The organism is Paraburkholderia sediminicola, assembly GCF_046026855.1.
GTDB classification, from domain to species: Bacteria; Pseudomonadota; Gammaproteobacteria; order Burkholderiales; family Burkholderiaceae; genus Paraburkholderia; species Paraburkholderia sediminicola_A.
Genome location: NZ_JAQQET010000001.1, coordinates 478,650 through 491,809, shown reverse-complemented (window position 1 = coordinate 491,809; position 13,160 = coordinate 478,650). Strand labels below are relative to the sequence as shown.

Sequence of the window (13,160 nt, the reverse complement as noted above, 5' to 3'; positions counted from 1 at the left end):
TGATGATCTGCCGTTCGTGCCGCTCGCCAAGCGCGTTTGAGCAAGTGCAAATAAGCGCACAGCCGCAAGCGTTTCTCCTCCATTGCGTCTCATGAGCGCGACGTAATGAAGTTTGGGCCTTGGCTCGCTGGAACCCCGAGCCAAGGCTGTTTTTCTGCAACGCGTGGTGCGGTGCTTATTGCGGCAGGTTGTGCGGTACGTGGTGCGGCGCATCAACGAAACACCCTGCAAGCCCGCGCGCTACCGCGAGCGCCCCCGCAAGCTAAACTACACAGACTGTTCGAGTGACACGCAAGGGAAGCGCCGCCTGAAAGAGGGGCAGTGGAATGTGAAGCACGGCTGCCGCCATCGTCCCCGGATCATAATTGTTTTGTCCCCTACGCCATGAATACTGCCAACCGCAAACGCCTTCCCGGCACTCAGCTGGATTTCTTCGACACGCGTGCCGCTATCGACGCGATTCAGCCCGGTGCCTATGACAAGCTGCCGTACACCTCGCGCGTGCTGGCCGAAAACCTCGTGCGCCGCTGCGATCCGGTGACGCTGACTGCATCGCTCAAACAGATCATTGAACGCAAGCGCGATCTGGACTTTCCGTGGTTCCCGGCGCGCGTGGTGTGCCATGACATTCTCGGCCAGACTGCTTTGGTCGACTTGGCGGGCCTGCGCGATGCGATCGCGGCGCAAGGCGGCGATCCCGCGATGGTCAACCCGGTCGTGCCGACGCAGTTGGTGGTGGATCACTCGCTCGCTGTCGAGTGCGGCGGTTTCGATCCGGACGCGTTTGCGAAGAACCGTGCAATCGAAGACCGCCGCAATGAAGACCGCTTTGATTTCATCAACTGGACCAAGCGCGCGTTCAAGAACGTCGACGTGATTCCGCCGGGCAACGGCATCCTGCATCAGATCAACCTGGAGCGCATGAGCCCGGTGGTGCAGGTGAAAGACGGCGTGGCCTTCCCCGATACGCTGGTCGGCACCGATTCGCATACGCCGATGGTGGATGCGCTCGGTGTGATCGCGATCGGCGTGGGCGGTCTTGAAGCGGAAAGCGTGATGCTGGGCCGCGCGTCTTATATGCGGCTGCCGGACATCATCGGTGTGGAGCTCACGGGCAAGCCAGTTGAAGGCATCACCGCGACCGACATCGTCCTCTCGCTGACCGAATTCCTGCGCAAAGAAAAAGTGGTTGGCGCGTACCTCGAGTTCTACGGCGAAGGCACAGCCAATCTGACGCTCGGTGATCGCGCGACCATTGCCAACATGGCGCCCGAATTCGGCGCGACGGCGGCGATGTTCTACATCGACGAGCAGACCATCAAGTACCTCAAGCTCACCGGCCGTGACGACGAACTCGTCAAGCTGGTCGAGACCTACGCGAAGGAAACCGGCCTGTGGGGCGATACGCTGAAGCACGCCGAGTATGAGCGCGTGTTGACGTTCGATCTGTCTACCGTGGTGCGCACGCTGGCGGGTCCGTCGAACCCGCATCGTCGTTTGCCGGTTTCCGAACTGGCTGCGCGCGGTATCAGCGGCAAGGTGGAGAACGAGCCGGGCCTGATGCCGGACGGCGCGGTGATCATCGCTGCGATCACGAGCTGCACGAACACCAACAACCCGCGCAATATGATCGCCGCGGGTTTGCTGGCACGTAACGCGAATCAACGCGGATTGACCCGCAAGCCGTGGGCGAAGACCTCGCTCGCGCCGGGATCGAAGGCGGTTACGCTGTATCTGGAAGAAGCGGGCCTAATGCCGGAACTGGAGCAACTGGGCTTCGGCGTGGTCGCGTATGCGTGCACGTCGTGCAACGGCATGTCGGGTGCGTTGGATCCGGTGATCCAGAAGGAAATCGTCGATCGCGATCTGTATGCGACGGCTGTGCTGTCCGGTAACCGTAACTTCGACGGCCGTATCCATCCGTATGCGAAGCAGGCCTTCCTGGCTTCGCCGCCGCTGGTGGTGGCTTACGCGATTGCGGGCACGATTCGCTTCGATATCGAGAAGGATGTGCTTGGGATCGATGCTGACGGCAATGCCATCAGGTTGAAGGACATCTGGCCGTCGGATGAAGAGATCGACGCGATCGTTGCTTCGAGCGTGAAGCCGGAACAGTTCCGCAAAGTGTATGAGCCGATGTTCGCTGTGTCCGTCGATACCGGCGAGAAAGCGGATCCGCTGTACGACTGGCGGCCGATGAGCACGTATATCCGCCGTCCGCCGTATTGGGAAGGCGCGCTTGCCGGTGAGCGCACGCTGAAGGGCATGCGTCCGCTGGCTGTGCTGGGCGACAACATTACGACCGACCACCTGTCGCCGTCGAATGCGATTATGGCGAACAGTGCGTCGGGTGAGTATCTCGCCAAGATGGGTTTGCCGGAAGAGGACTTCAATTCTTACGCAACTCATCGCGGCGATCATCTGACCGCGCAACGCGCCACCTTCGCGAATCCGACGCTGAAGAATGAGATGGTGCTGGAAGACGGCCAGGTGAAGGCGGGTTCGTTGGCGCGCATCGAGCCTGAGGGTAAGGTGACGCGCATGTGGGAAGCGATTGAAACCTACATGGAGCGCAAGCAACCGCTGATCGTGATTGCCGGGGCCGACTACGGTCAGGGTTCGTCGCGAGACTGGGCAGCGAAGGGCGTGCGACTTGCCGGCGCGGAAGCGATTGTCGCTGAAGGGTTCGAGCGAATTCACCGCACGAATCTGGTGGGCATGGGGGTGCTGCCGCTGGAATTCAAACCTGGCGTGAATCGCCTTACGCTCGCTATCGACGGTACCGAAACCTTCGACGTGATCGGTGAACGCAAGCCGCGCGCTGACCTGACGCTCGTGATTCATCGCAAGAACGGTGCGCGTGTGGACGTGCCAGTGACGTGCCGGTTGGACACCGCGGAAGAGGTGTCGATCTACGAAGCCGGCGGTGTATTGCAACGCTTTGCGCAGGACTTTCTTGAATCGACGAAGGCGGCGGCTTAAGGTTTTTTAAACCCCCGACCTCATCAGGACACTACTTTTATGGCCCACAAACCTCAGATCAAGATTCCGGCGACGTACATGCGCGGCGGTACCAGCAAAGGCGTGTTCTTTCGGCGGCAGGATTTGCCGGAGGCGGCCCAGGTGCCGGGCGCTGCGCGCGACGCGTTGCTGATGCGTGTGATCGGTAGCCCGGACCCGTATGGCAAACAGATCGACGGCATGGGCGGCGCGACGTCGAGCACGAGCAAGACGGTCATCATCGCGAAGAGCAGCAAGCCGGATCACGACGTGGATTACCTGTTCGGGCAGGTTTCTATCGATAAGGCGTTTGTCGACTGGAGCGGCAATTGCGGGAATCTCTCGGCTGCGGTGGGGCCGTTTGCGATTAGCGCGGGCCTCGTCGATGCAAGCCGGATTCCGCACAACGGTGTGGCTATTGTGCGGATCTGGCAGGCGAATATCGGCAAGACGATCATTGGGCATGTGCCGGTTACCAATGGCGCTGTGCAGGAAACCGGTGACTTTGAACTCGACGGTGTGACGTTTCCGGCTGCGGAGGTTCAGCTTGAGTTTATGGATCCGGCTGCCGAAGAAGAGGGTGCCGGCGGCGCGATGTTCCCCACGGGGAATCTGGTCGACGACCTCGAGGTGCCGGGTGTCGGCACGCTGAAGGCGACGATGATCAATGCCGGTATTCCGACCATCTTCGTGGACGCGGAATCGATCGGTTATAAGGGCACCGAACTACAGGACGCCATCAATAGCGACGACAAGGCGCTGGCGATGTTCGAGACCATTCGCGCGTATGGTGCGGTGCGTATGGGGCTCATCAAACACATCGATGAGATCGCGACGCGGCAGCATACGCCGAAGGTTGCGTTCGTCGCGAAGCCTGCCGACTATGTTGCGTCGAGCGGCAAACGTGTCGCTGCAGGCGATGTCGACCTGCTGGTGCGGGCAATGTCGATGGGTAAGCTGCATCACGCGATGATGGGGACGGCAGCAGTTGCGATTGGTACGGCGGCGGCGATTTCGGGAACGTTGGTGAATCTTGCCGCGGGCGGCGGCGCGCGGGACGCGGTGCGGTTCGGGCATCCGTCGGGGACTTTGCGCGTAGGCGCAGAGGCGCAGGAGGAAGGCGGCGAGTGGACGGTCACCAAGGCAATCATGAGCCGGAGCGCGCGGGTCTTGATGGAGGGGTGGGTGAGGGTGCCGGGGGAATGAGTTAGCAGTTGCCAGCCCGGCATCATTGCAACTAGGTATTCAGTTTAAAGCCCCCTTTGATGGGGGCGCTCGCGAGCTTAGTCGCTGCTGGCGCCGGCATCGGCGCTAACCGGCGTATAGATCGCGAGTTTTAGCGCGGGATCGTCGTTCGCCTGAAACGTCGAGTACTCGTAGCGCTGCGTGCCGCGTTGCGCATGCACGAACACTTTCTGCCCCGACACGCCGCTGCGCACGTCGTGTGTGCTCCACCACTTCGCGAACTCGCCGCTGTTTGCGCACAGGCGCCCCACCAGTGCGACGAACGCAGGGTCGCCCGCATGGAGATCGTGGTTTGCGCGAAACAGCGCGATCATGCGGTGCGCCTCGTCGGACCAGCTCGCAGCGAAGAGCCGCCGCGCTTCGGGCTCGATGAACATGTAGATCAGGATGTTGCGGTCCGCTTCGGCGAGGCGATTGAAGCCGAGCAGGTCCTCCGCGGCCGCATTCCACGCGAGGAGGTCCCAGCGCCGGCCGGTTACATAAGCTGGCAGGTCGAGGCTCGCGACGAGCCGCTCGATGGTGGGTGGCACGCTCTCCCGCACGAACGCGCGTGGTTCGTCGCGCCGCGCGAGCGCGCGCAGATGGGCTGCTTCGGCCTTGTCGAGCCGCAATGCCTGCGCAAGCGCATCAAGCGTCGACGCTGAAGGGCTGACAACGCGCCCCTGTTCCAGCCGCACGTACCAGTCGACGCCGATGCCCGCCAGTTCCGCGACCTCTTCGCGCCGCAGGCCGGGCGTACGGCGGCGGCGTCCGTCGTTCAGGCCTGCGGCATCCGGTGTCAGTTTCTTGCGCCGGGAGCGCAGAAAGTCGCCGAACTGGGTTCGAGTCGTGGCGGTCATCGGTTTTATTTCGTGCAGGGTGGTATCGGGCAATCCTGGGAGTGTGCCGGTCCTTGTTGCTAATTCTAAGCCTGCCAGAATCGTCCCGTCCCCCACACTCAACGGAAAAACCATGAAAGCTGCGATTCTGAAGACGCTCGGCATTCCGCTCGCGATCGAATCAATGGCGGATCCTGCAGCTGGCACCGGCGAGGTCATCGTGGATGTCGTCGCGACGCCGGTCTTGTCCTATGCGCAAGAGGTGTTCAGCGGCGAGCGCCGCTATCCGGTCGAACTGCCGATCGTGCCCGGCTGCGGCGCCATCGGCCGCGTCAGGACGACTGGTCCGGACGCGACGCAACTGCAGCCGGGCGACTGGGTATTCTGCGATCCGACCGTGCGCTCGCGCGACGATGCGCTGATGCCCGACATCGTGCTGCAAGGCTGGAGTTCACGCGGCGAGGGTGGCAAGCTGCTGCAGCGCTATTTTCACGATGGCCCGTTTGCGGAGCGGTTACGGGTGCCGACTGAGAACGCGGTGCGCATCGGCGACATCGAGCCGGCCGACGCCGCCCGCTGGTGCGCGCTCAACACGCTACTCGTACCGTATGGCGGGTTACTCGCGTCCGATCTGCGAGCGGGCGAGATCCTGCTCGTGAGCGGCGCGACCGGCAACTTCGGCAGCGCATGCGTCGCGGTGGCGCTTGCGATGGGCGCGCGGTGCGTGGTTGCGCCCGGCCGCAACGCAAAGGCGCTCGCGGATCTCAAGCGCCGCTTCGGCGAACGTGTGCGCACCGTTGCACTGATCGGCGACGAAGCCACGGATCGCGAACGCATGCAGCGGGCGGCACCTGGACCGATCGATTGCGTCATGGATCTGATGCCGCCGTCGGTGCTCGCGACCACGGTGCGTGCCGCAGTGATGGCGGTCCGCTCATATGGGCGCGTGGTGCTGATGGGCGGAGTCGGCATGCTGGGCGGTCCGGGACTCGAGCTGCCGTATCCGTGGCTTATGCGCAACGACATCACGCTACGCGGCAAGTGGATGTACCCGAAGGAAGCGGTGACGTTGATGACGGGTCTCATCCGCAGTGGGCTGCTGGACCTGGGGTATTTCGATGTGACGACTTTTGCGCTCGATGATGCGAACGAGGCGGTCGCGCATGCTGCGGAGAACGGCGGGCCGTTCAGGATGACCGTGATAACACCGTAGCCTCGACGTGCGGTGTCCCGGCAGCCGGCAATCCTTTGGATTCCGTTGCTCAGGTGCTCAACGCTGCAGCTCGCCGGGAAAGTAAGCAGCCCCTCAGCGGCCTTTCGATGTCATAGCCAACTCCTAATTGGGGGGCATACGCGTAAACGGTTGAACGCCAACGGAGATAGCAGATTCAAAACCTTCGAACTCCCGCCTCCCTTGAGTTTGACATAGGGTTCCTTGCGATCGCCAGATATTTGCAATTGCAATCGAACGGGCGAAGACTGATTTTTGCCGTCAAACCACCACAGGCATCGATATGATTTCAGGGCAGCTCCGCCCTCCCGCTTTTTCAAACGAAACACGCGGTGCGGCGCGTGCCTGTCTCGATGCGCTTGACGAGGCGGAGCGTCGCCAGGCGCGACATGCAACGTCTCCGTTTCGCGCGATTGCCGCTATCGCGGATAGCCTCGACGGTGACAGGCCGTTATCGGATCGAATCTCGATCGTAAGAGCGAACCTGCGGCAGCACGATTCGCATGAGGCACGCCTCGACGCGATGTCGGGATCAACGCTGCAGAGCGCATGGCCACTATGGTTTAAAAGCGATCGTCAGACATTCGAAAAACCGCTGTTGTATCTTTTCGGATCGGAAACGCTAGACAGACTGCGGATGTTGTCGTTTGAATCCGCCGGACGAGGCATTCTTTGCAACGATGCCGAAACGCGGCCGTCAATGTGGTGCAAGGGCGTGCAACCTGCGCTTCCGCTCTGGCTTGCGTCGCATCCGGATTGCACTCCGTACGACCCCGCCTCCGCCGCCGAAGCTCGCGCGATCTTACGATCAGCTTTGCAAGCACTCTACGTCGAGCATAAAGCCGGGTTCTACTATCTGGCGACGCATGATGATACTCATGTTGACGACGGGCCGTTGTGTCGTTCGGACGCGGAAGGCGCAATCAGCGGGATGTATCGGCTGCGTCTCAAGCCTGATGTGAACACGAATGGAAATAGCGAAACAACGCCGCAAGTTCGCTTATGCGGCGCAGGCATGGCACTACAGCAAGTGCTTCATGCGGCGAGCCTGCTCTCGCGGGATTGGGGGGGTGCGGCGGAAGTCTGGAGTTGCCCGAGCTACACACGTCTTGCCCGCGAAGGCCGCGCTGCCGCGCGCTGGAACATGCTTCATCCGCAATCGCCACCGCAACGGCCTCATATCGCTCGATGTCTGGGTGACAGCACGACCCCGGTGATCGCCGTAACCGGCTACGCGCAGCACATTGCTGAACAGATCGCCCCATTTGCGCCTGCGCGGTTCCTGGCACTCGGCGCCAAGCCGCTGCGCGGCACGGCGGGCGCAGATTTTCCTGGTGCGCAATGGATCACTGTGATCGCGCTAAAAGCGCTGGTCGACGACGGCGCGTTGTCTGCGCAAACGCTGGAAGCCGCGCTGCGGGCCTATACATTGATGTAGACGCGCGGCGCGCTTAATTGTCCGATGTCGATTCGCGCGCGGCCGCACCTGCCAGGTCGAGTGCTTGCGCGAACACCCGCCGTTCGTCCACATCGAACTGGGCAAGGAACAATTCGGCCACAGTGGATTCATAGACCTTCCACATTTTTTTGCGCAGCGCGCGTCCCTTGCTGGTAATCGACGCGTACGCAGCCCGCCCGTCCTCAGCGGATCGCGCGCGGGTGACGAACCCTTCTTCCTCCAGGCGGTCAACCAGCCTCGTGAGGTTGTAGCGCTCGATGGCCAGCACATCCGCGAGTTCGTGCATCCGCCGCGTGCCGCCCGGGCCGCTTTCCAGTCCCCACAGCAGGTCATACCACGCATAGGCGGGCAAACCGCCCTCGGCCAGCCGCCTCTCGACCTCCCGAATCATCAGGCGATGCGCGCGTACGAATGAGAACCACAGATCGGGTTCGTCTTTGGACATATCAGGAAACTCCACAAAGTAATTGCATTTGCAATTCTACTCTACGGCGATACAATGGGCCCCCGATACGATTGCAATTGCAATCGTATCGGGGGGATTTGCGCGAACACCTTCTTTCAGCAGTTTGTGCAACAGAATTACCCGCAACCTATTCCGGAGATGTGCCAATGAATTCCGTCGTTGAACCCGTCGATCTCGATCCGCAGGAAACACAAGAATGGCTGGAGGCGATGGAAGCGGTCGTTGTTGTGGAAGGACGTCCACGCGCCCATTACCTGATCGATCAGCTCGTCGACCGCGATGCGGCCCGACATGGCGATATGCATGGCCGCGTGACGAGCGCCTACGTCAATACCATCGGGCTCGAACGGCAACCGGCGTATCCCGGCGATTTGAGCCTTGAACGCCGGTTGAATGCCTATATTCGCTGGAATGCGATGGTCATGGTTTTGCGCGCCGGTAAGCATTCGAATGTCGGCGGCCACATCGCGACTTATGCGTCCGCTGCGGTGCTCTACGACGTCGGATTCGATCATTTCTTTCGCGGTCGCACGGAGCGCTTCGCTGGGGACCTGGTCTACATTCAGGGGCATTCCGCTCCCGGCATCTATGGTCGGGCCTATCTCGAAGGCCGCATTACGGAAGCGCAACTCGATAACTTCCGCCGCGAAGCAGGTCGCGACGGTCTTTCCTCCTATCCGCATCCGCGCTTGATGCCTGACTTCTGGCAGTTCCCGACGGTGTCCATGGGGCTCGGACCGTTGACGGCCGCCTACCAGGCGCGCTTCATGCGTTACCTCGAATACCGTGGGCTAAAAGAGCATCAGGGCCGCAAGGTGTGGGCCTTTCTCGGTGACGGAGAAATGGACCAGCCGGAATCGCTCGCGGCGATTTCGCTCGGCGGCCGTGAGCGGCTCGACAACCTGATCTTCGTCGTCAACTGCAATCTGCAACGGCTCGACGGTCCGGTACGCGGCAATAGCAAGGTGATTCAGGAACTCGAAGGCACGTTTCGCGCGGCCGGCTGGAACGTCATCAAGGTCATCTGGGGAAGCGGTTGGGACACGCTGCTGCAACGCGACCACACGGGGCTGCTTCGTCAGCGCATGATGGAATGCGTGGACGGCGACTATCAGACGTTCAAATCGCAAAATGGCGCTTATATTCGCGAGCATTTCTTCGGCAAGTGTCCCGAACTGCTCGAAATGGTTGCCGACGTTTCCGACGACGACATCTGGAAACTCACGCGCGGCGGTCATGATCCGGAGAAGGTCCACGCGGCCTACGCACAGGCGATGCTAACCGAGGGCCGGCCAACCGTCGTCCTCGCCAAGACGGTCAAAGGCTTCGGCATGGGCGAGGCGGGCGAAGGCCAGAACATCAACCATCAATTGAAGAAAATGAGCGCCGACGCAGTGCGCGCCTTTCGCGATCGATTCGCGCTGCCGGTCAGCGACGCACAACTCGACGAGATGCCGTACCTGAAACCAGAGCCGAATAGCGAGGAGGCACGCTATTTTGCGCAGTGCCGCGCACGGCTCGGCGGTTATGTTCCCGCACGCTTCACCGATGTCCCACAACTGCCCATTCCGCCACTCACGACGTTCGCCACCCAACTGAAAGACAGTGGTGAACGAGGTGCGTCCACTACCATGGCCTTCGTGCGTATCCTCAGCGCGCTGCTGAAAGACCCGAGCCTTGGCAAACTGATTGTCCCCATCGTGCCGGACGAATCCCGCACCTTCGGGATGGAGGGACTGTTTCGTCAGATCGGCATTCATTCGCCTGTGGGGCAACTCTATACGCCGCAGGACGCGGGCCAGTTGAGTTACTACAGGGAGGCCACGGACGGTCAGATTTTGCAGGAGGGGATCAATGAATCCGGTGCGTTCGCGTCGTGGATTGCTGCCGGCACCGCGTACGCCAATCACGCGTTGCCGACAATCCCGTTCTATATTTTCTATTCGATGTTCGGTTTGCAGCGCATTGGCGATCTTGCCTGGGCAGCAGGCGACGCACGCACGCGCGGGTTTCTGCTCGGCGCGACTTCCGGGCGTACCACGCTGATGGGCGAGGGCCTGCAACACGACGACGGCCACAGCCATGTGCTGTCGTCGGTGATACCTAATTGCGTGTCGTACGATCCAACTTTCTCATATGAACTGGCGGTCATCATCCATGACGGCTTGCGCCGGATGTATGCGGCACAGGAAGACGTGTACTACTACATTACGTTGCTCAATGAGAACTACCCTCACCCGGGGTTGCCGCCGGATGCCGAGGCCGGCATTCTCAAGGGCCTGCACAGGCTGCCGGACGGAGCACCCAACGCAGCGCCGGACAAAGCCCGAGATGATGCAGGGCATCCCCACATACAATTAATGGGTAGCGGTGCGATTCTGCGCGAAGTGATCGCAGCAGGCGAACTCCTGAAACAGGATTTTGCGGTTTCCAGCGAGATCTGGAGCGCCACGAGTCTGACCGAACTACGCCGCGATGGTCTCGCTGCCGAGCGGTGGAACACCTTGCATCCGGAAGACGAGCCGCGCATCCCGTACGTCCAGCAATGCCTGCGCGGCCGCCCGGGTCCGGTTGTCGTGACGACCGACTACATGAAGATTGTCGGCGACCAGATTCGCCCGTTCATCAACGACCGTCGATTCATTGCGCTAGGCACCGACGGATTTGGCCGCTCCGACACAAGGGAATCGCTACGCACGTTTTTTGAAGTGGACCGACATTTTATCGTGCTCGCTGCGCTGAAAGTGCTCGCGGATGAAGGCACCGTTCCACGCCGGCGGGTCAGCGAGGCGATTGCGCGCTACGGCATCGATACCGAAAAGCTGGACCCTGCAACGGTTTAAGTAGCGGGAGAGGCTTTCGCCGGGCTCTCTTCACACTCTCTCATGTGGGGCACGCATCAATGCGTCTATTGAACATCGTATCTTCCCCCCGTGGTGCCGATTCAGTCTCGATCTCTATCGTCAATGCATTTCTCGACGCGTATCACCGCACATGCGCTTCTGTTGAAGTCGATACGCTGAATGTCTGGGAAGAAAATCTGCCTGACTTCGATAGCGAAGCAATTGGCGCAAAGTATAAGGGGGTATCGAAAGTGCCATTGAACAGCGCCGAATTGTCGGTCTGGAATCGGATACAGTCGCTTGCCAGGCGTTTTCAGGAAACCGACCGGATCGTTCTCGGTGTTCCGATGTGGAATTTCTCCTACCCCTATAAGCTGAAACAGCTGATCGATCTTATCAGTCAGCGAAACATGCTGTTCACCTTCAACGGGCAGGCATATGGCCCGATGCTGAAGATTCCGCGCGCGCTGGTCATCTATGTCCGTGGACAGAGTCGCAATGCAGGTGCGGGTATCGGCAGTCCCGGATTTGAACATCAAACCGACTACATCGATTTCTGGCTGAGGTTCATCGGCGTGGACGAAGTTAAAAGCCTCACGGTGGAACACACGTGGGATGCCGAATCTCAGGAAACTGTCGAACAGGGAAAGGCTCAAGCGTGTGCGATGGCGGTGGATTTCTAATCTTCCTGTGACAACGCACTCTGGTGTTGATCCTTTCTTTTTTCAGAGTGTGGGCGCTACTCATTTCCTGACACGGACCATGGCGCGCGTGAGCACGGAGATGAGCTTGCACGTGCTCGCGTACAACATGAAGCGGGTGATCAAGCTACTCGGTTCAGAAACGCTTATGAAGGCGATGCGGGTGTGATACCCGCACGAGGTTGTTGAGCCTTTGTAACATATACGGTTGTGATTTGACGTTTGTGTTCCCGCCATTCAAGCGCGGCGATCTGCGCCCCGACAGGCTTCGTCAATTCCCAGTGGTTAGGCGTTTTGACACGCTCTGGGCCGAACTCTGCCCGATGCCCACGCGTGCCAGAACTCTCCAACCGCGCATCGCGCAGAGGACCGTAGCCGGACCCAATTCGGTCGGTCAAATTTCTACAAACCGGCCATTCGTTCGTCGTGGCGTGCAGGAGGCTACTTTCCCAGCGAGGACGAACCGAAGCGCCAAATGGCAATTCCTACCCCAATCGGAGATCCCACAACACATCGAGTACGTGTTGCGTGGAACGTTCTACGTACCCCGCACGATGTGCAACGCCAAGGCGACGCCACAACGCAGGGCGCAGCGGACGCATGACAATGCGCCGGTCGGGCAATGGCGTAGTGGCCTCATGGGGCAACAGCGCTGCGCCGTAACCTGCTGCGACCAGGCTCTTGATTGCATCGTTGTAGTTGAGTTGAATGCGCGGCGCAGGATGGTGACCGCCGGTCGCGAACCACTCCGCAGTCAGACGCGAGAGACGCGTGGTGGCGTCATTAAGAATGAGAGGCTGGGCAGCGAGCCACCCCGCCGTGATGCGAGCCGGACACCGCCAATGCGCCGGCACGAATGCCATGACGGGGTCGCGGCGCCAAGGCTTTATCACGAGTCCAGCCACCGGGGGCTGAGGCAGAGCGACCAGGCCAACATCCAGCGTTCCATCGGCCAGTCGGGTCAGCGTTTCGTGCGAAGTGAGTACCACAACCTGAATGTCGATCGCGGGATGGTGCTGGCGCAGCACATCGAGTGCTTGCGGCAACAGATGCGCGATCGCGCCGGTCGACGCACCGATGCGCACGCGTCCGACGAGTCCCTGCACCTGGCGCTGAATATCGTCCAATGCCTGCTCCGCATCGGCCAGCAGTCGACGCGCACGCTCCACCAGCACCTCTCCTATCGCCGACGGCCTGACATGTCCGCGCTTCCGTGACAGGAGCGGAGCCCCAATGCGGTCTTCCAGTTCAGCGATGTGGAGGCTGACTGTTGGCGGCGCCAGGTGCAGCGCACGCGCCGCGTCGGCGAATGAGCCTCGGTCGGCAATAGCGACCAGGGTGCGCAAGCGGTCCAGGCTGATCTCTCGCATGTCGGCGTCCAGGTTCAGAAAAACTGA

The 13,160-nt window shown here is 60.9% G+C and carries 9 protein-coding genes; 6 read left to right on the top strand and 3 right to left on the bottom strand.

Annotation, left to right across the window (positions count from 1 at the left end; translation table 11 throughout):
• Positions 1-384 precede the first annotated feature (384 nt).
• Positions 385-2,982 carry a Fe/S-dependent 2-methylisocitrate dehydratase AcnD gene (gene acnD / locus PQR40_RS02165; protein WP_408508332.1) on the top strand — a complete coding sequence of 866 codons (2,598 nt, stop codon included), beginning with the start codon at positions 385-387 and terminating at the stop codon, positions 2,980-2,982.
• A gap of 39 nt (positions 2,983-3,021) precedes the next feature.
• A complete protein-coding gene (gene prpF / locus PQR40_RS02160) occupies positions 3,022-4,206 on the top strand; it encodes a 2-methylaconitate cis-trans isomerase PrpF (protein ID WP_408508331.1) in 1,185 nt (394 codons plus the stop codon).
• Between the two features lie 77 nt (positions 4,207-4,283).
• Here prpF and PQR40_RS02155 read toward each other — a convergent pair whose 3' ends face one another.
• On the bottom strand, positions 4,284-5,084 hold the full coding sequence (locus PQR40_RS02155) for a helix-turn-helix transcriptional regulator (protein ID WP_408508330.1): 801 nt from the start codon (positions 5,082-5,084) through the stop codon (positions 4,284-4,286).
• A gap of 112 nt (positions 5,085-5,196) precedes the next feature.
• Here PQR40_RS02155 and PQR40_RS02150 point away from each other — a divergent pair, with 112 nt between their 5' ends.
• Both PQR40_RS02150 and PQR40_RS02145 read left to right on the top strand, forming a co-directional pair.
• The gene (locus PQR40_RS02150) at positions 5,197-6,276 is read left to right on the top strand and encodes an alcohol dehydrogenase catalytic domain-containing protein (protein WP_408508329.1); all 1,080 of its coding nucleotides are present in this window, start codon (positions 5,197-5,199) and stop codon (positions 6,274-6,276) included.
• A 301-nt stretch (positions 6,277-6,577) separates the two neighbouring features.
• On the top strand, positions 6,578-7,732 hold the full coding sequence (locus tag PQR40_RS02145; protein WP_408508328.1) for a transketolase-like TK C-terminal-containing protein: 1,155 nt from the start codon (positions 6,578-6,580) through the stop codon (positions 7,730-7,732).
• A gap of 13 nt (positions 7,733-7,745) precedes the next feature.
• Here PQR40_RS02145 and PQR40_RS02140 read toward each other — a convergent pair whose 3' ends face one another.
• Entirely contained in the window at positions 7,746-8,198 is a 453-nt protein-coding gene (locus PQR40_RS02140) for a MarR family winged helix-turn-helix transcriptional regulator (RefSeq protein ID WP_408508327.1), read from the bottom strand.
• Between the two features lie 167 nt (positions 8,199-8,365).
• On the opposite strand from PQR40_RS02140, the gene aceE reads away from it, so the two are divergent.
• Positions 8,366-11,062: a pyruvate dehydrogenase (acetyl-transferring), homodimeric type gene (aceE, locus tag PQR40_RS02135; RefSeq protein WP_408508326.1), complete on the top strand. Its 2,697-nt coding sequence runs from the start codon at positions 8,366-8,368 to the stop codon at positions 11,060-11,062.
• Positions 11,063-11,121: 59 nt separating this feature from the next.
• Positions 11,122-11,745 carry an FMN-dependent NADH-azoreductase gene (locus PQR40_RS02130; protein ID WP_408508325.1) on the top strand — a complete coding sequence of 208 codons (624 nt, stop codon included), beginning with the start codon at positions 11,122-11,124 and terminating at the stop codon, positions 11,743-11,745.
• Between the two features lie 503 nt (positions 11,746-12,248).
• On the opposite strand, the gene PQR40_RS02125 is transcribed toward PQR40_RS02130, so the two are convergent.
• The gene (locus PQR40_RS02125) at positions 12,249-13,133 is read right to left on the bottom strand and encodes a LysR family transcriptional regulator (protein WP_408227572.1); all 885 of its coding nucleotides are present in this window, start codon (positions 13,131-13,133) and stop codon (positions 12,249-12,251) included.
• Positions 13,134-13,160 lie beyond the last annotated feature (27 nt).

Excerpts from the sequence above, each read along its gene's own strand:
- PQR40_RS02155 (WP_408508330.1), bottom strand. The coding sequence starts at position 5,084 with ATGACCGCCACGACTCGAACCCAGTTCGGCGACTTTCTGCGCTCCCGG.
- PQR40_RS02130 (WP_408508325.1), top strand. The coding sequence starts at position 11,122 with ATGCGTCTATTGAACATCGTATCTTCCCCCCGTGGTGCCGATTCAGTC.
- acnD (WP_408508332.1), top strand. The coding sequence starts at position 385 with ATGAATACTGCCAACCGCAAACGCCTTCCCGGCACTCAGCTGGATTTC.
- PQR40_RS02140 (WP_408508327.1), bottom strand. The coding sequence starts at position 8,198 with ATGTCCAAAGACGAACCCGATCTGTGGTTCTCATTCGTACGCGCGCAT.
- PQR40_RS02145 (WP_408508328.1), top strand. The coding sequence starts at position 6,578 with ATGATTTCAGGGCAGCTCCGCCCTCCCGCTTTTTCAAACGAAACACGC.
- prpF (WP_408508331.1), top strand. The coding sequence starts at position 3,022 with ATGGCCCACAAACCTCAGATCAAGATTCCGGCGACGTACATGCGCGGC.
- PQR40_RS02125 (WP_408227572.1), bottom strand. The coding sequence starts at position 13,133 with ATGCGAGAGATCAGCCTGGACCGCTTGCGCACCCTGGTCGCTATTGCC.
- aceE (WP_408508326.1), top strand. The coding sequence starts at position 8,366 with ATGAATTCCGTCGTTGAACCCGTCGATCTCGATCCGCAGGAAACACAA.
- PQR40_RS02150 (WP_408508329.1), top strand. The coding sequence starts at position 5,197 with ATGAAAGCTGCGATTCTGAAGACGCTCGGCATTCCGCTCGCGATCGAA.